Genomic DNA, 17,917 nt, shown 5'->3' on the forward strand with positions numbered 1-17,917 from the left:
CGGGGAGATAGAACTGCAAGGGCATTTAAGATGAGCAGAAGGTGCTTTTCGGAGATATTCGCGGAAAAAACAGTATGGAAGGGACGCCCCTTGCCGGACGCCCCTGATTTTTCGGGTATCTAATATCGCGGTCTGCGCTGCGGGCGTTTAGTGCGCGGTTCCGCCTGATTGACTTTGATATCGCGTCCTTTAAGATCGCTCCCGTTCAGGGCTTTAAGCGCCTGATCGGCTTCTGAATTATCCGGCATTTCAACAAAGCCGAATCCTTTTGACTGACCGGAAAATTTGTCCGTTATGATGCTGACGCTGGAAACTTCACCAAACCGGGAAAACGCTTCTTTCAAGTCATCTTCTGTTACGCCATAGGACAGATTCCCAACATAGATATTCATATCGCACCCCCAAAAAAATATATTTCGATCGAATTGACGCTATCACCAAACCGGCTGTACAGATGAGTCGATCGATAGCGGACGGCCAACCATTGGCCAGTTCATATGGCGCATGACTGCCATAAAAATTAAATATTAATAATATGGATATAACGCTGAACGCAATTGTAAAGGCCCATGTCTCAAGGGATCATGTTGAAGTCAGATAGGCTGTTAATTGCTCAATACCACAAGGAGAACTGAAACGGATTCGTTTGGTGAAAAAAACCTGTCGCCAAATTTTCGCCACGCATCAGTACCAATGCTGACTTAAAAGCCCTTCGGTCTGAATACTGAAACTTCCGGGCCAGGTTGAACACCTCCGATGAAAACTTACCTTAACATAGCTCATGAAAGAACGGTTGTCAAATGCTGTGTTCCGGGAAGTTATCGTTCCGCCATCCCGCTTCGTTCAATTCCTCTGTGCGATCCCTGGCAAGATTTACACCTCCCATCGTCGTATCGTCTGATGGCAGCAGCCTCAAAAAACAGTTGCACTCGTCAGCCGCAATGGTTACCGAAACATCTGCTGTTTCAAAAACAGCCTGATGCCGGATCACTTCCACAAGAGGGAAACCGGGGCCCCTATGTATTTCTGTGCAGAACATACGAATTTCTCTGACTCGTCGGCATGATGACGGCACTTTGAATGTTCACATGCGCCGGCGCATTCAATACATACACAATTAAATCGGCAATATCATTTGCAGTCAACGGCTCATACCCCGCATACACGCCATCTGACCGTTTTTGATCCCCTTTGAATCGTACCATTGAAAAATTCGTATTGACCGCACCGGGGCAGATATTGAATACCCGTATATTCGTACCCACCAGATCTATGTTTAATGCATCGTTCAGCATTTTTACGGCGGCTTTTGTCGCGCAATACACATTACCGCCCGGATACGCCATTTCTCCGGCAATGCTGCCGAGATTGACGATATGCCCGCTGTTGTTTTTTCTCATTTGAGGAATAACGGCTTTGCCCACATACAAAACCCCCTTGATATTGGTATCGATCATGGCTTCCCAGTCATCAATACGCCCCTCATCCATTTTTTCCAGTCCGGCAGCCAGGCCGGCATTATTGATCAGAATATCAATGGTGTGATTTCGGGTAATCTCGTTGAATTTGAGCGCGACGTCATCTTTGCGGCTCACATCGCACTGAACCAGGGTTACGTTTATATCGTGTGTTTTCAGCAGCTTTTCTTTCAGGCGGATCAATCTATCCTCTCTTCTTGCCACGAGGATCAAATTCACGCGATCCGCTGCCAGCAACTCGGCACATGCCTGACCTATCCCGGAGCTTGCGCCCGTAATCAGAGCGGTTTTTCCTGCCAGTCTGTTCATCATAAATCTCCTTTTGTTTCGAACGGTTATCGGCTTGATCATAACTTGGGCCATCGCTCTGAAATGCAACTTCGGAGCCCCGCCTGTTCCCGGCATCCCCCGGATCGCGCTGGAGAAACCGGGAACGGGCGGGACGGAGCCACTATATGTACGGAGATATGGCCGACGTTATGTTCAAGCCCTGGTTATCACATCAACACGAATTTACGATCGGCCGCTGTCAGCAAACTCAGCGTTCCTGGCATACGTCGTAACGTATTGATATAAAATATAATTACCAATGAGTATCGCATTTTAAAAAATCAACATCGTGATAAAATTTATCTCACACGAAGCCCGCAAACATGTTAAGCAACTGAGCCTTTCAGACAAACTGCCCGGCAGCAAATCCGGATGACCAGGCCCACTGCAGGTTAAAGCCGCCCAGATGCCCCGCGACATCGACGACTTCCCCGATAAAATAAAGTCCCTGCCGGGTCCTGCTCTCCATGGTTCTGGAGGACAGCCCCCCGGTATCCACCCCGCCCACCGTGACCTCGGCGGTCCGGTAGCCTTCCGTGCCTGACGGCTTTAACTGCCAGCGGCTCAGTCCCTGTGCAACCTGGCGCAACACGGAATCCGGCAGCCCGGCTATCGGCTGATCCGCCCATGGCTGCCAGAAAAAAGCCTCCAGTTCCAGAGTCAGGCGTTTGGGCAGTCGCTGTGCCAGCAGATTGCGCAGCAGAGATTTCGGGTGATGCTGCTTCTGCAATTTGAGCCACTTCGCCAGATCGGTTCCGGGCAATACATCCATCAGGATGGAATCTCCGGGCTGCCAGTAACTGGACAGCTGCAACACCGCCGGTCCGCTCAGACCGCGATGGGTAAACAGCACGTTTTCACGGAACCTCTTATTGCCCGCACGCAACCCAGCCTCCAGCGCAATGCCGGACAGCCGGCCGGTAACCTCCCTGAAGGAGCCACTGAAGGTAAACGGCACCAGACCTGCACGGGTTGGCACTACCGGCATGCCAAACTGTCTGGCCAAATCATACCCGTAGCCGCTGGCGCCGATCTCGGGAATGGAAAGGCCTCCGGTTGCAACCACCAGAGAATCTGCGGCCAGCTTTCCCTGATCGGTTGCCAGCATGAAGCGGCCCGCTCCTCTGTCTTTTTTTTCAATCGCATCAACCGACATTATCCTGCATCGGGTCCGGATACTGACGCCGGCCTGACTGCATTCGGCCAGTAACATGGCAAGAATATCTCCGGCGGAATCATTGCAGAACAGCTGGCCATGCTCCCGTTCGTGATAAAAGATGCCGTGCTTTTCCACCATTGCAATAAAATCCCACTGGGTATAGCGGGCTAACGCGGATTTGCAGAAATGCGGATTGGCCGAAATATAACCGTCCGGCGCAACGAACCGATTCGTAAAATTACAGCGTCCGCCCCCGCACATCAGAAGTTTTTTACCCGCCGTATCGCTGCTGTCGACGACCAGCACCCGCCGCCCCCGCCGGCCCGCAGTAAGAGCACACATCAGGCCGGAAGCACCTGCACCTACGATGATGACATCAAAATGGATCAAACGCCCCCCTGCTTCCAAAAATTCAGGCAACCGATGCCCCGACCGGGAAGATCCCCCCGATTTGTTTTATTTTTTGGGCTTGATCATAACTGCGGCCATATTTTGCCGTGCGTAGCCTCTGAGTCCCGCCCGTTGCCGGCGTACGACATGCGCGATCCGGGGAAAAGATGTCGGGGCCATGAAGCGTTAAGAAGCGCAAACTGTTTGAGGCGTGCCGAGTTTTTGCGCTTTAGCTTCATGGGCCCGGCATCCCCCGGATCGTGCTGGAGAAGCCGGCAATGGGCGGGACGGACCCCGTGACATTGTGTCCGCAGTTATGATCAAGCCCTATTTTTTATTCCCGGATGAGTCAATCAAATCGTCAAGCAGATCGCTGATTACCGGCAGCCAAATATGGCTTCCGGCCGCTGAGACAAATGCCTGCAGATCTTTATCCGGGTACCCGGAACTATATTCCACCGCCTGAATGGCCATTTCAAGCTTGTCGATATTCCTGACCGCAACCGCTTCGGCGGTATGCTGATCCTCATATTCATTCCACAGCGCTAACCAGGCGACGCCTTCGTCTATATCCTTCAGCAATTCTTCCAGGGCAATTTGCTCCCGGCGTCTTTTTTCCGTTTTACTGACACCGCAAAACGGGGTGATATCACCGACTTTTGTTTCCGCCAGATCATGAATCAGGCTCATCTGCACCAGTTTGAGCGGATCGAGCCCCATTTCTCCGGCCAGCATCATGGCCATGAACGCAACCCGGAATGTGTGATCGGCTACGGATTCAGCATCCCGAATACCGTTATTGACCCAACCGGTTCGCCGGATTGTTTTAAGCTTTCCCGCCCACCGGAATAATTGCAGCATATTTGAATGTTTCATAGCATTGATTTATCCCTGCGCTGGCGCATGAGCCTGATCCGACTACAGCTTTACGGCAAACGGAATGGCAATCAGGGCAAGCCCCGCGGAAAGTCTGAATGTCACCTCAAGCCCGTATATGTCCGCCAGGTAACCGGTAAGCATGACGGTAAGCGCGCTGACCATAAAGCTGATGGTCATATAAATCCCGTTGATGAAGGACGGATAGTCGCTTTTCCGCTCATTGACGGCGGCGAGTATGACCGGGCCGGTGGAAATAACCGTTATACCGAGCAGAATCAGAAGCGGCATGGCAAAAATCGTATCGGCCGCCATGAACAGCCCCATCAGCACAGGGGATAATATAGACACGGTCACAAGGACTTTTTTCCTGCCGAACCGGTCCGACATAGTGCCGGCGCAAAATGCACCGACCACCCCGGCAGCCTGCAGGACCACAAGAGATATACCACCGAGCCATAATGATCCGCCCGTTGAGATGATATAGGTTGGAAGAAACGTGGTCAGAGCGCCTTTCATCACCGAAGCAAAAAATGTTATGCCGGAGAGTTTTAAAAAAAGCGGCAAAAACGCCATGAAGGTTTCTTTTTTCCCGTTGTTTTTTTCATCGATCCTTTTGAATTCATCCGAAATTCTGATTTTCCTGATTTTGACATACAATATGGCAGACGCGGCAAGCCCGAAGGGGATCAGCCGCCAGGTGCCCTCAAGCCCCCAGAACGAAACGGCTCCCAGGATCACAAGCGGGCCAAGAGTCCTTGCGATCTCGCCTCCCACCATGTAAAAACTCATCCCTTTGCCGATACTTTCTCCGGCCACCTTTCTGATCATGACCGGCCCGGGGACGTGTAACATAACCGAACTCAACCCCATGACAAACAGGAGGACCACCAGAATGGTATAACTGGGAACAACCCCCATAAGACTCATGGAAACGGCCGTTACGGAAGGCGCCGCAATGATAAAATACCGCGGGCCCACTTTATCGGCAATGACCCCGACAAAGGGATTCAACAACGCCGGAAGCCTCTGGGCGACCGATAAAAAACCTGCCATTGTATACGTCATTCCCAGTTTTTCAATCAAAAGCGGAAGGATCGGTGCAAGAAACGATGAATAGATATCATGAACCATATGGGCAATGGAGATCAGAATTACATTGCCGGCCTGAAATTTTTCTCTCATAAACACTCAACCGGTACCGTTAAAATTTCAACTGTTTTTCATCCCCTTCACGCAAGCTTCATCCGCTTCTGAACAGCGCCGGTTTTATAACGAATCAAACAAATTTCATCCGGATCGATTTGCGCATAACTGGCCACGCCATCTCTCGGAAACGCCATGGAACCGGGATTTAAGAATATGATACCCCCCGTTTTTTCAAGCCTGCCAACATGCGTATGGCCCTGAATCACCACATCGATATCAGCACTGAAACTGTCTTTTACATGTCCATGACGCAGCAAAATCGTTTTGCCATTAAAATAAAATAAGCAGGAATAACCTTGTTGAGGATAAAACGATTCCTCGTCGCAATTGCCGTATACAATGTATTTCGGATTGGCCAGACCGGCAAATTCATCTCGTATCTGTTCCGGCTGAAAATCGAAATTCTGCCTGCGGCCGCACCGGGTATCAAACAGATCCCCGGTGATAACGATGGTATCCTCCGGAATGATCATCTCTTTAAACCGCTGCCACGTGTGGTAACTGCCGTGAATATCACCGGTAATCAGCAATCTGGACATGTGCCTCCCCCAGCCTTGTCAATAAATTCTATCATACCTATCAAAAATCATGCGTTTGATAAACGAATATTTCCGGTCTGAAACCGGCTGAGGGGAAAAATATGCGATGGATTGCTACAATGCATTATAGATTCCCAGCAGGCGTCATATCACCCTGTCGATGGAGTCTCTCGGGGGCATCGGCTACCTTGATAGTATAGGAATTTTCATTTTTTGCCGCTGATTTACGCGGATCAGCGCGAATCGTTCTTTGTTTTTTGTGTATTTCGTGGTTAAAAACAGGAAAGGGAGCTGTTGCTGATTCAGACACGAAATTTTATTTAAAACCTCTTTTTAACCACAGAGCACACAGCGTTCACAGAGAATTAAAAAGAAAAAACCTGATTGCTATCGGTGAGAGGCACGATGCATCGTGACCAATTTGAAGGCCGGGAGCTTTGCGTTCTTGAGGAAGATTTTAAGATAAAAGCTTCTTGTTTTTTGTCTTTTTTCTTAAACAAAGTGCTCTTTAAGCGATAACGCTCTTTAATCCGCCCGAAGGGCGTTAATTCAATACCCCGGCTACCGGGAAACAGGCTCCCGGAAGCCGAGATTTCGAAGATAAAACACCATTTGAAAAGGCAGACGTCGTCGGGCAGGCAGAGTCCTTAAAGAAGCTTTTCTGCTACCCGGATGGCAGCCACGCCGTCTCTGGCATAATGGGCACCGATCGAGCCGGCGTATGCTTCGGTGACAACGGCTCCACCGACCATGAACCGGCATTCAAGCCCTTCCCGACCGGCCAGTTCGATCACTTTTTTCATATTGACCATTGTGGTCGTCATCAGGGCAGAAAGCCCGATAATATCCGGACGGAACCGCTTTGCTTCTGCTATGATTTTTTCCGTCGGGACATTTTTCCCCAGATCGAGCACCTCAAAACCGTGATTTCTCAGCATGAGCGCCACGATATTTTTCCCGATGTCATGAATATCCCCTTCAACGGTCGCAATGATCAGACGCGCCTTTTTGCTTTCCGAAGAGTTGTCTACCTTCAGATAAGGATCGAGAAACGCGATGCCTTTTTTCATGGTCTCGGCACTGGCAATGAGCTGGGGAAGAAAATATGTTTTTTTATCATATAAATCGCCCACCCGCGTTATGGCGGGGATCATGATATCATGCACCAGAGACGAGGCCGTCTGCCCCATGCCAAGGGCCTCTTCAAGGACCGGTTCAATCTGCTCTCGGTTTCCTTCCAGAATACCCTCAGACACTTTTTCAGCCGGCGTCAGCAGATTTTCAACAGACCGGTGCGAACCTTTTTCTTTGGATACACCTGCAAAACGGGCCAGGTAAGCAGCGGCATCCGGATCATGGTTGGCCAGGACATCACTGGCCGCCTTCATGTGCATCAGCTCCTCGGCCTCTGGATTGGCAATTGCCATGGTAAGCCCCTTGGATACGGCCATTGCCATAAAGGCGGAATTGATCCATTTTCTTTCCGGCATTCCGAACGATACGTTGGAAAGCCCCAAAATGGTGTGACTTGCGAATTCCCGAGCGCACCATTCAACCGTTTTCAAGGTCTCCTGCGGCGCACGGGCATCGGATGAAACCGTCATCACCAGGCCATCGACCACCACATCCTCTCTGGTAAAACCATATTTTTCAGCTTCCCGAAATACGCGGCGGATAATCCCGATTCTCTCTTCCGCGGTCTCCGGTACCCCTTTATCTGCCAGCGGAAGAAGGATAAACATGGCCCCGTACCGGGCGGCGACAGGAATCAGCTCCCTGATCTTTTTTTCTTCGCCGGAAATAGAATTAATCAGCGCCCGACCGGGATATAGGCGAAGGGCGGTTTCAATGGTTTCAATATTCGAGGAATCGATTACCAGCGGCAGTGACGATGCGGTCGCCAACAGGCGGATCGCCTCTTTCATCGCCGCTGTCTCGTTAAGCCCGGGAACCCCCATGTTGACATCGAGCAGATCCGCCCCTCTTTTTTCCTGATCCCGTGCCATCTGCCGGACGATATTCATATTCCCGGCAAGCAGCTCTTTCTGCAATTTCTTTTTTCCGGTTGGATTAATCCGCTCCCCGACGATCCGGACCGGTCGATTTTTCTCAAGCAGCACGGTCCTGCGCGCCGATGAAACCGCGCTGATCGACTGCCGGACCGGCAGGATCGGCCGGCCTTGAGCCAGTTTCTGTTTCAAGGCCCGGATATGCTCCGGTGTCGTTCCGCAGCACCCTCCCAGAAAATTCACTCCCTCGGCCACAAAGCTTTTGCCATACGAGGAAAATGCTTCAGGGCTCATACCAAAGACGGTCTGATCATTGATCAATTGCGGCATGCCGGCATTGGGCTTGGCTACCAGGGGAACCGTGGCATAGGGTTTCATGGTGGCGATCAGTTTGATCATTTCCAGTGGCCCGGTCGAACAGTTGCACCCCACCGCATCGGCACCAAGGCTCTGCAGGGTGATCAACGCGCTCAGCGCATCAGTCCCGTTGAGGGTGCGTCCGTCTTTTTCATAGGTCATGGTGACGATGACAAAGGCGTCGGTCAGTTCCCGGACGGCAAGCAATGCGGCGCGGGCCTCCTGGATATCCATCATGGTTTCGATAGCAAAAAGATCCACACCGCCTTCAAGAAGCCCCCTGGCCTGTTCCTTGAAAATATCTACCGCCTCTTCAAAGCCAAGATCCCCGAAAGGCTCGACAAAGCGGCCTGTCGGGCCGATGTCCCCGCCAACCAATCGTTCATCGCCCGCTGTCTTTCTGGCAATGCCGGCCAGTTTTCTGTTCACTTCGACAATATCGGTCACCCCGTACTGTCCCAGCTTTATTCTGTTGGCGCCAAAGGTGCTGGTATAAATAATATCAGCGCCGGCTTTCAGATAATCGGAATGAACGGCCTGAACGACCCGGGCATTTTCGATGCACCACATTTCGGGGCATACACCGGTTGGCATCCCCCGTTTCTGAAACTCGGTTCCTGTGGCGCCATCAAGGATGAATATATTATGTTGCAAGTGTTCTGTGATTGCAGTCTTTTTATTCAATGATCCGTTCCTCTTTTCATCTCACGATTTTTGTTCGATCCCCGCAACTGCGGTAACTGATTTTTCGGGAATAAGCACACAGCTTCCGGTAATGAGAATCCCGATTCGGTCAAGATGCAGCATCTCGTAAATTATTTTCTGATTTTCCAGTAAAAAATCACCATAACCGGCCGAAAACCGTTTTTTCGGTAATCCCCTATTTTCTCTCCGGAGCTGACGATTCCAATATTCAATGATCCATTCAAGGGCCTCATCAACGATTTCGCTGGCTGCCGCATCAAGTACCACGGCACGGGAAAGGTTTTCCGTCTCCGTATCCCTCCCGATGGCCTCAATAATCCGCCGGCCTCCGGTCACACACATGACAACGATCTCATCACAATTTTTGAGCACCCTTACCAGCTGTTCGCTTTGAAAGACCGTACCATCAGCCAGTGTCATTTCGGACGCAATCCGCTTTGTAACCGGAATCCTCAACGCAGCACCCTTCAGGTCAATCAGCTGGCTGGCATCATCGATATAACCGTCTATCTCCCGACCCCGCTGCTCACCCACAAGCGTCACGCCCTCCCGATATCCGAGACGCCGGTAAATTTTCCGCTTCGGCGCGTTTATGGGAATTGAATTGAAATATACGACAGAGACCATCGCGAGGTCCTTTCTGGAACAGCTGAGGGGGAAGGAAAAGCGGGAACCGGTCCCAGGTCAACGGACTTGTTGCACAACGGGTTGATGGGACGACATGCCGCATGCGCAAGGCCCGTTCAAGCACCCCCTGCTATAGGAATAACGTAGAAAAGAACGGCAAAAAAATGCAGGACGCTGCCGGCCAGTACAAAAACATGCCAGATCATGTGGTTATAGGGCAGCCGCCGCCAGACATAAAACCCGACCCCGGCGGTATACGCCATGCCTCCCAGAATCAGGAGCACCAGTCCGCCCGTAGCAACCGAAGCCAGCAGGGGTTTAATGGCGATCACGACCGCCCAGCCCATGGCTACGTAAAGCGCCAACGACACGGAGGCCCACCGGCAAAGCACCGTCGACTGAAAGGCAATCCCCAGAATCGCCAGTCCCCAGATGGCCCCCAACAGGGACCAGCCCCAGGGTCCGTTCAGGTTTACCAGCATGAACGGGGTATAAGTTCCGGCGATCAGAAGATAAATGGCCGAATGGTCCAGAATCCGAAGCACCCGCTTGGCTCCGGGCAGCTGTATGCTGTGATACAGCGTAGATGCGGTGTAGGAAAGAACCAGGGTGGCCCCGAACACGCTACAGGCGACAATGTGCCAGGCGTTTCCGTAAAGGCATGCGAAGGTGACCAGAACGGCCAGTCCGGCAATCGACAGCACGGCACCCACACCGTGCGTCACGCTGTTGGCAATCTCCTCGCCCAGACTGTATCTGGGCCGGCTGATTTCTGCGATCATGATTTGACCTCATTTTTTTACCTGACATCGTTGAGCGTCCGAATTTATGATAATTTACCTCAACTTTTTTGAAGGGTCTTTCATATTGAACGGCTTGACCCTCCTCCTTTGCCGGATGGCTTCAATGCCTGACCATTGAGCCCCTCTGAAGATGGAGGCACAATCACCATCAAACCGCACAGAAGGTGACCCATGAATCAACTTATAGAAAGTTTTTCAAATCTCGTCAAGGGCAGGATTACCGGATCTGATCGTAACGTTTTCAAGGGGTTTATTCTTCCTTTGACGGCATCCGCTGTAAAATGACATCGGGCAGTGTCCGAACGTATCTGACAGATTGCAAAAACGACTCATTGGCACACATCGATGTACTGCGGGGACAGCCCATCTCCGGTTTATCAATGCATCGCTCAAATGGCACCGCCTTTGAACTGCGTTAAGAGGCTAAACGGGTGCCCCCTTCGGTGAGGCCGCACAGCTCATTCCTGATCCTCGCCACATCCCCATCTTCCAGATACTCGTCAAAGCCCATCACCCGGTCTATCACGCCGCCGGGAGTGATCTCCACAATCCGGTTCGCTACGGTGGATACCAGCTCATGGTCATGCGAGCAGAACAGCACCACCTCGGGAAATGAGATGAGCGCGTCATTCAGAGAGGTAATCGATTCCAGGTCCAGGTGGTTGGTCGGCTCATCCATGATCAGGGCATTGGCGCCCGTAAGCATCATTCTGGAAAACATGCAGCGGACCCGCTCCCCGCCGGAAAGCACTCTCGTTTTCTTAAACACTTCCTCCCCAGAAAAGAGCATTCTCCCCAGAAACCCTCTGGAAAAGCTCTCACCCTCCGTAGGCGGAATGAACTGGCCGAGCCACTGAAGCAGGTTCAAGTCGTTGTTAAAATACGCGCTGTTTTCTTTCGGAAAGCAGGCGTAAGAGATGGTCGTCCCCCATCGAAAGCTTCCGCTGTCCGGCTCCAGTTCCCCTGCCAGAATCTGGAAAAGGGTCGTCTTGGCAAGACTGTTGCCACCCACAAAGGCGATCTTGTCCCCGCTGTTTACCGTCAGATCCAGATCTTTCAAAACCGGCACACCGTCTATTGCCCTGGACAGTCCCTCTATTTCCAGAATGACATTTCCGCATGGACGTTCGGGCTTAAAAACAATGAACGGATACTTTCTCGAAGAGACCGGCATATCCTCCAGGGTAAGCTTTTCCAGAAGTTTTTTCCTCGATGTTGCCTGCCTGGCCTTGGACGCGTTTGAGCTGAAACGCTGGATGAACGCCTTCAGTTCATTTGCCTTGTCCGTGGTCTTTCGGTTTTCGTTCTGCTTCTGCTTCAGGACAAGCTGGCTTGCCTGATACCAGAAGTCATAGTTTCCCGCGTAGACCCGGATCGCCCCAAAATCGATATCTGCCGTGTGGGTACAGACCTGGTTGAGAAAACGCCGGTCATGGGAGACAACGATAACGGTGTTTTTAAACCGGAAAAGAAACTCCTCCAGCCAACCAATGGACTTTAAATCCAGGTGGTTTGTCGGCTCGTCCAGAAGCAGCACGTCCGGGTTGCCGAACAGGGCCTGTGCAAGAAGCACACTGACCTTCTCCCCGCCCTCGAGTTCCTTCATTTTCTTCTGGCAAAGCGCCTCGGGGATGCCGAGACCCTTCAGGAGTACCGCCGCTTCCGCCTCTGCCTCGTACCCGTTCAACTCCGCGAATTCCATCTCCAGTTCCCCGGAGCGAATCCCGTCCGCCTCAGTAAACTCGGCCTTCGCGTAGATGGCCTCCCGCTCGGCCATCAATTCATGAAGGCGTTTGTGCCCCATAATGACGGTGTTGATGACCGTCTCCTCGTCGAATGCAAAATGATCCTGCCTCAGTACGGCCATCCGCTCTCCCGGACCCATCGAAATTTCCCCTTGATCCGGCTCCACATCGCCTGCGAGTATCTTTAAAAAAGTTGATTTGCCTGCGCCATTGGCGCCGATGAGCCCGTAGCAGTTACCCGGAGCAAACTTTATATTTACGTCCTTGAAAAGCACCCTCTTGCCGTAGGAGAGGGTGACGTTGGTTGCGTTGATCATACGTCTGATTTCCTTTTTATAAAAAAAACCACAGGGGTGATCCCTGTGGCTCACATAATGTTCTGCATTTTATCACCATTGCCCCCTCAATGACAATCCTTTTTTTCACGAAAACCGACGGCCCGTGCCCGCCAAAAAACAGGATTAAAATCTGAGTCTGACCCCGAATTTTTTATTTTTATGTTTAGGGTTCGCTCAGAAACAAGTTCGCAATTTTAAGTGAGCCCCTGGAAAAAGGGGGGGCGGCCTGCCGGACCGATTAGCTGATCCGACAGGCCGGGAGGGAAAACTTTAAATCACTGATAACGGCCTTTATTGGGAGGGAAACGACAAACAATCTACTATATCGGCTTGGCGGGATTGAGATTATAGTGCCGAAGGGCATCGATCGCCGGCTGGCCCGGGCTTCCTTCCGACACCCGCATGCCGCCATGAGAGGACACTTCAAAATCCGGGTACGCATGACCGCCGTGTTCGGCCACATCCAGGCCTTCGAGTTCTTCTTCTGCCGAAACGCGCAGACCGATGGTGTGCTGGATCAGCTTGAATACCAGAAACGCGGTTGGAAATACCCACACAAAGCAGGCGGCAATCCCCAGCACCTGAACGCCGATGATATGCAGAGACGTGCCACCCATATTGAAGAGCCCGGCGGCCAGCGTTCCCCAGGCGCCGTTGACGCCGTGAACCGAGATGGCCCCGACCGGATCATCGATGCGGATATGATCAAAAAACAGAACCGAGAGCACCACCAGAATACCGGCAACCGCACCGATGACCACCGCACTGAGCGGAGATACGCTTGCACAGGGGCTGGTAATGGCCACCAGGCCTGCCAGCGCACCGTTCAGGCTCATGCCCACTTCCGGTTTTCCGAACTTGATCCAGGAGACCACCATGGCCAGAATACAGCCGGCAGCGGCCGCCAGATTCGTGTTCACAAAAATCATGGCGATATCTTTATTGGCAGCGGTGGTCGAACCCGGGTTAAATCCGAACCAGCCCAGCCACAGAATAAAAACCCCCAGGGCGGCCAGAGGCAGGTTATGCCCCAGTATGGGCTTGATTTTTCCATCTCTGGTGTATTTTCCGATCCGGGGACCCAGCACAATGGCACCGGCCAGCGCCGCCCATCCACCTACCGAATGCACCACGGTCGATCCGGCAAAATCAATAAAACCGAGCTTTTCCAGCCACCCGCCGCCGTTGAACAGCCCGCCCCATGCCCAGCTGCCGAAAATCGGATAAATCAATGCGCTGATGACCACGCTGTACACCAGATATCCGGTAAATTTCGTCCGCTCGGCCATGGCGCCGGACACGATGGTGGCCGCCGTCGCCGCAAAAACGACCTGAAACATCCAGAACGCAAGGACCCAGGGATCCCCCCCGATGCTGAAATCACTCAGGAAAAAGCCCGTGGTCCCAAACCACCCGGTTTTCGATACCCCGAACATCAGGCCGAAGCCCAGGGCCCAGTATGCGATCGACCCCACTGAAAAATCCATCAGATTCTTCATCATGATATTGATGGCATTTTTCGCCCGCGTAAGCCCGGCTTCCACCATGGCAAATCCGGCCTGCATAAAAAACACCAGCGCCGCGGCAATCAGAGTCCACACGTAATCGACATGGCTTTGAACCAGATCGATGGCTGCTTTATTGGATTCGGGTGTCGGGGCACCGTCACCTGCCCAGGAAAAGGATACCCCGATGGCAAACAAAGCAAAGGACAATAAAATTCGTTTCATGGCGTTATTTCTCCTCATTGTTTTTTTTGGCAATGTCTCTTTATCAAATTTCACAATTTTGTAACACATTGATGTTGCAATGCGGGTGCCAAAACAGCCAAACTGAGCTCGAATTTTTATACATGACTGTTTTTTAAGACTTTTCTATAAATTCGGATTTTCAGGGCGGAACATCAAAACCTACATTTTTGTATATACATAATACCCGCCCGACTAAATTGTCACAAAAAAAATCTCTGATTGGCATCCTCCCCGGAAATCAGATCGGGGGGGCGAGGGTTTCGTAAAATGACTTCGTAAGAGATAAAAATGCGGACAAAGGAGGACGCAAAAGATGAAACAAAGGAGAATCATCAACGAGGGATAAAAAACGGGTTGGATTCACTGTGAGTTTTCAAAAAGGGAGGGGAATAAGGCTGTTTTTCAACCGCCTGCTAAAGCGACAGCACCGATACGGCAAGGACAATATACCGCGCCAGCTTTCCAACCGTCACCAGCGCCAGAAACAGACCAAAATGTATTTTCAAAATCCCTGCCACGACCGTCAGCGGATCTCCGATCACCGGCACCCACGCCAGGAGCAGTCCCAACACGCCGTATCTGGCAAACCGCTGTTCAGCCGCCAGGATATCCCTTTCGGAATACCCCAGCCATTTTCTGAACAGCAGATAACTTCCCCTGAAGCCAACGCCGTAGTTTACCACCGAACCCAGAACATTGCCGAATGTCGCCACGCAAACGGCGAAAAGCGGATCTGAATGGTTCAGCAATAACAGACTGAGGACAATTTCCGAGCTGCCCGGCAGCAGGGTTGCGGCCAGAAACGAAGAAATGAAAAGCCCGACATATCCATACTCGAAAAAAATATCCATAGGTCAAACTGACCCGCCATCGTGACAGGACAGGGAATTTGCCCTCACTGAAATGCCGCCGCTTTGAACGATGTACGGAAATGTCCGGCTCACGCGCATTCGGAATATCCGCACACACGGCAGACGCAGCATCCGCCTTCGTACTCGACCGGGCCTCCGCAATCGGGGCAGGCGCCCCCGTTAGAGACAAACCGGTCCGGGGCCTCTCCCCCGGGCAGCATGTGCCGCTGGATGGCCTTGGCTACTGCATCGGCACAGGAGGTGATGCGGTTATCGCCAAATCCGGCAGACTTGTGGCAGGTGATGCCGATCAGCTGTTTGACCGTCTGCCGCGCCTGAACCCCTGATCGCCAGGACAGGGAAATCAGACGCCCCATCGCCTCGCACTGAGAAGCGGCACATCCGCCAGCTTTACCCATGGTAGTGAACAGCTCGAACAGCCCTCTGTCATCTTCATTGATGGTGACATACAAAGACCCGCAGCCCGTTTCCATTTGATATGTGGCCCCTTTAAGGACCCGCGGCCGTTCCCGCTTGCGTCCGGCCTTATGGGCTTCCATCGGCAGGGCTTTTTCGGGCGCTGCTCCGGCCGCATCGGTTTTCCTGACAGAAAGAACCTGCCGGTTGCGTGAGCCATCCCGATAGATGGTGACGCCCTTGCAGCCAAGTTTACAGGCCAGCCGGTAGACGGTGGAAACATCTTCGCGGGTGGCCCCGCTTCTGAAATTAACCGTTTTGGAAACGGCGTTATCGGTGTATTTCTGAAAAGCGGCCTGCATGCGGATGTGATCCTCCGGCCTGATGTCATGGGCCGTCACAAACAGCTTTCGGATATTCTCGGGAAGCTCATCCATGTTGGCAATCGAACCGTTTTCGGCAATTTTTTTCATGAGTTCAGGCGAATAAAATCCCTGTTCTTTTGCAATTTTTTCAAATAAGGGATGCACTTCGACCAGGATGTCATTGTCGAGCACCTGACGTACAAATGAGACGGCAAACAACGGTTCAATACCGCTGGAGGCATTGGCGATAATGGAGATCGTACCTGTCGGTGCAATGGTTGTACTGGTAGCGTTTCGGATTGGTTCGGCGTTATGCTGATCAAAGATACTGCCGGAAAAATTCGGAAAGGGTCCCCGCTCGGCAGCCAGCTCCACAGACATTTTTCGGGCTGTATCCGTGATAAATGCCATAACCTTCTCACCAAGCTGGATCGCCTGCAGGCTGTTGTAGGGGATGCCAAGACAGATGAGCATGTCTGCCCATCCCATAACGCCAAGGCCAATTTTGCGATTGGCGCGGGTCATCTCGTCGATCTGCGGAAGGGGGTATTGATTGACCTCAATGACATTATCCAGAAACCGGGCCGCCAGACGAACCATGTCGCGCAGCCTGTCCCAGTCGACTTCATTGCCACTGACCATCACCGCCAGATTGATCGAACCAAGGTTACATGATTCATAGGGCAGCAGCGGCTGCTCTCCACAGGGATTGGTGCTTTCAATCTGCCCCACATGGGGTGTCGGATTATCACGGTTCAGACGATCGAGAAAAATAATGCCCGGTTCACCGTTGGACCAGGCCATGTCGATAATATTGTCAAACACCTTTCGGGCTGAAAGCTTTTTGACCGCTTTACCGTTGCGGGGATTGATCAGGCTGTATTCACTGTCGTTATCCACCGCTTCCATGAACTGCTCGGTCAAACCGACGGAAATATTGAAATTGGTCAGGACCGTCTGATCACGTTTGGACATGATAAAATCCATGATGTCGGGATGGTCCACACGTAAAATACCCATATTGGCTCCCCGCCGGGTGCCGCCCTGCTTGATCGTTTCCGTGGCGATGTCAAACACCTTCATAAAGGACAGGGGCCCGGATGACACTCCGCTGGTCGATTGGACCACATCGTTGGCCGGGCGGATGCGGGAAAAGGAAAATCCCGTTCCGCCACCGCTTTTATGAATCAAGGCGGTATGCTTGATGGCCTCGAAAATACTTTCCATGGAGTCTGCGACCGGCAGGACAAAACAGGCCGAAAGCTGTCCGAGTTCACGTCCGGCATTCATCAGCGTGGGAGAATTGGGCAAAAACGCCAGAGAGACCATCGCCTGATAAAATTTTTCCTCAAGGCCGCCTGCATCCTGTCCGGTTCCCAACAGCGTCTCGGCCGAAGCGATGGTTTTTGCCACCCGCCGAAACATGTCCGCAGGCGTTTCCAGAGTTCTGCCCTCGTTGTCTTTTTTCAGATAGCGACGATTCAGAACGGTTATTGCATTTTTTGACAACGGCAGATCTGCTGATCCGACTTTTTTGGTCATTCCTGTACCCTCTTGAATTTTTTTACTGTATATTATACCTGACAGAAAACGATTGATTTCAGATGCTTCCGCGCCTGCCCGGTGGAATCCGGAACCTGTCCAGCTGGAGTTGGGCTCACATATAAATCCTGAAAATACAAAATGCCGGGTGGGGGGATAGTTTCACCCCATGCCTGAAGAAGAAATCAAGCTTCAACCCAACATATGGAAACAAAGACTGTTCAAACCACACCATGTGGAGATTGTCAAGATTTTTGCCCGAACCAGCCCCGTACCCGAAACTGCAGGGCAATGCCACTTAACGGTTTTTTTTATTTTCCATCAGAATTACCGTTTCTTCAACTGATATACACCATTGCGACGCGTTACCGCATACTTCCGAAAAAAGCGTCCTGCACAGGCCCCATAACTTATCAACAGGTTATA

13 protein-coding genes are annotated in these 17,917 nt (G+C 51.9%); all 13 read right to left on the bottom strand.

Annotated elements, in window-relative coordinates; translation table 11 throughout:
• Positions 1 to 119: 119 nt before the first annotated feature.
• Complete coding sequence (locus tag PHQ97_10510; protein MDD4393165.1) at positions 120 to 392, bottom strand: RNA-binding protein; 273 nt, start codon at positions 390 to 392, stop codon at positions 120 to 122.
• Positions 393 to 1,016: 624 nt separating this feature from the next.
• On the bottom strand, positions 1,017 to 1,790 hold the full coding sequence (locus tag PHQ97_10515) for an SDR family NAD(P)-dependent oxidoreductase (GenBank protein ID MDD4393166.1): 774 nt from the start codon (positions 1,788 to 1,790) through the stop codon (positions 1,017 to 1,019).
• 361 nt (positions 1,791 to 2,151) lie between these two features.
• Positions 2,152 to 3,357: an NAD(P)/FAD-dependent oxidoreductase gene (locus PHQ97_10520; GenBank protein ID MDD4393167.1), complete on the bottom strand. Its 1,206-nt coding sequence runs from the start codon at positions 3,355 to 3,357 to the stop codon at positions 2,152 to 2,154.
• Positions 3,358 to 3,684: 327 nt separating this feature from the next.
• A complete protein-coding gene (locus tag PHQ97_10525) occupies positions 3,685 to 4,233 on the bottom strand; it encodes an HD domain-containing protein (GenBank protein MDD4393168.1) in 549 nt (182 codons plus the stop codon).
• Positions 4,234 to 4,275: 42 nt separating this feature from the next.
• Entirely contained in the window at positions 4,276 to 5,418 is a 1,143-nt protein-coding gene (locus tag PHQ97_10530) for an MFS transporter (GenBank protein MDD4393169.1), read from the bottom strand.
• Positions 5,419 to 5,465: 47 nt separating this feature from the next.
• The gene (locus tag PHQ97_10535; protein MDD4393170.1) at positions 5,466 to 5,981 is read right to left on the bottom strand and encodes a YfcE family phosphodiesterase; all 516 of its coding nucleotides are present in this window, start codon (positions 5,979 to 5,981) and stop codon (positions 5,466 to 5,468) included.
• Positions 5,982 to 6,628: 647 nt separating this feature from the next.
• Positions 6,629 to 9,031 carry a homocysteine S-methyltransferase family protein gene (locus PHQ97_10540; GenBank protein ID MDD4393171.1) on the bottom strand — a complete coding sequence of 801 codons (2,403 nt, stop codon included), beginning with the start codon at positions 9,029 to 9,031 and terminating at the stop codon, positions 6,629 to 6,631.
• 21 nt (positions 9,032 to 9,052) lie between these two features.
• On the bottom strand, positions 9,053 to 9,679 hold the full coding sequence (locus tag PHQ97_10545; protein MDD4393172.1) for a hypothetical protein: 627 nt from the start codon (positions 9,677 to 9,679) through the stop codon (positions 9,053 to 9,055).
• A gap of 116 nt (positions 9,680 to 9,795) precedes the next feature.
• Positions 9,796 to 10,461 carry a hemolysin III family protein gene (locus PHQ97_10550; protein MDD4393173.1) on the bottom strand — a complete coding sequence of 222 codons (666 nt, stop codon included), beginning with the start codon at positions 10,459 to 10,461 and terminating at the stop codon, positions 9,796 to 9,798.
• A gap of 436 nt (positions 10,462 to 10,897) precedes the next feature.
• Positions 10,898 to 12,544 carry an ATP-binding cassette domain-containing protein gene (locus tag PHQ97_10555; GenBank protein ID MDD4393174.1) on the bottom strand — a complete coding sequence of 549 codons (1,647 nt, stop codon included), beginning with the start codon at positions 12,542 to 12,544 and terminating at the stop codon, positions 10,898 to 10,900.
• 341 nt (positions 12,545 to 12,885) lie between these two features.
• Positions 12,886 to 14,295 (bottom strand): ammonium transporter, encoded by a 1,410-nt coding sequence (locus PHQ97_10560; GenBank protein MDD4393175.1) that lies wholly within the window; start codon positions 14,293 to 14,295, stop codon positions 12,886 to 12,888.
• Between the two features lie 434 nt (positions 14,296 to 14,729).
• On the bottom strand, positions 14,730 to 15,167 hold the full coding sequence (locus tag PHQ97_10565; GenBank protein ID MDD4393176.1) for a DedA family protein: 438 nt from the start codon (positions 15,165 to 15,167) through the stop codon (positions 14,730 to 14,732).
• Between the two features lie 89 nt (positions 15,168 to 15,256).
• Positions 15,257 to 17,491 (bottom strand): vitamin B12-dependent ribonucleotide reductase, encoded by a 2,235-nt coding sequence (locus tag PHQ97_10570; GenBank protein ID MDD4393177.1) that lies wholly within the window; start codon positions 17,489 to 17,491, stop codon positions 15,257 to 15,259.
• Between the last annotated feature and the right edge of the window lie 426 nt (positions 17,492 to 17,917).

The organism is Desulfobacterales bacterium, from assembly GCA_028704555.1.
In the GTDB taxonomy this organism is placed as follows: Bacteria; Desulfobacterota; Desulfobacteria; order Desulfobacterales; family JAQWFD01; genus JAQWFD01.

Coding starts and splice junctions, on each gene's coding strand:
- PHQ97_10510 (MDD4393165.1), bottom strand. CDS start 392: ATGAATATCTATGTTGGGAATCTGTCCTATGGCGTAACAGAAGATGAC.
- PHQ97_10515 (MDD4393166.1), bottom strand. CDS start 1,790: ATGATGAACAGACTGGCAGGAAAAACCGCTCTGATTACGGGCGCAAGC.
- PHQ97_10525 (MDD4393168.1), bottom strand. CDS start 4,233: ATGAAACATTCAAATATGCTGCAATTATTCCGGTGGGCGGGAAAGCTT.
- PHQ97_10530 (MDD4393169.1), bottom strand. CDS start 5,418: ATGAGAGAAAAATTTCAGGCCGGCAATGTAATTCTGATCTCCATTGCC.
- PHQ97_10535 (MDD4393170.1), bottom strand. CDS start 5,981: ATGTCCAGATTGCTGATTACCGGTGATATTCACGGCAGTTACCACACG.
- PHQ97_10545 (MDD4393172.1), bottom strand. CDS start 9,679: ATGGTCTCTGTCGTATATTTCAATTCAATTCCCATAAACGCGCCGAAG.
- PHQ97_10550 (MDD4393173.1), bottom strand. CDS start 10,461: ATGATCGCAGAAATCAGCCGGCCCAGATACAGTCTGGGCGAGGAGATT.
- PHQ97_10555 (MDD4393174.1), bottom strand. CDS start 12,544: ATGATCAACGCAACCAACGTCACCCTCTCCTACGGCAAGAGGGTGCTT.
- PHQ97_10560 (MDD4393175.1), bottom strand. CDS start 14,295: ATGAAACGAATTTTATTGTCCTTTGCTTTGTTTGCCATCGGGGTATCC.
- PHQ97_10565 (MDD4393176.1), bottom strand. CDS start 15,167: ATGGATATTTTTTTCGAGTATGGATATGTCGGGCTTTTCATTTCTTCG.
- PHQ97_10570 (MDD4393177.1), bottom strand. CDS start 17,491: ATGACCAAAAAAGTCGGATCAGCAGATCTGCCGTTGTCAAAAAATGCA.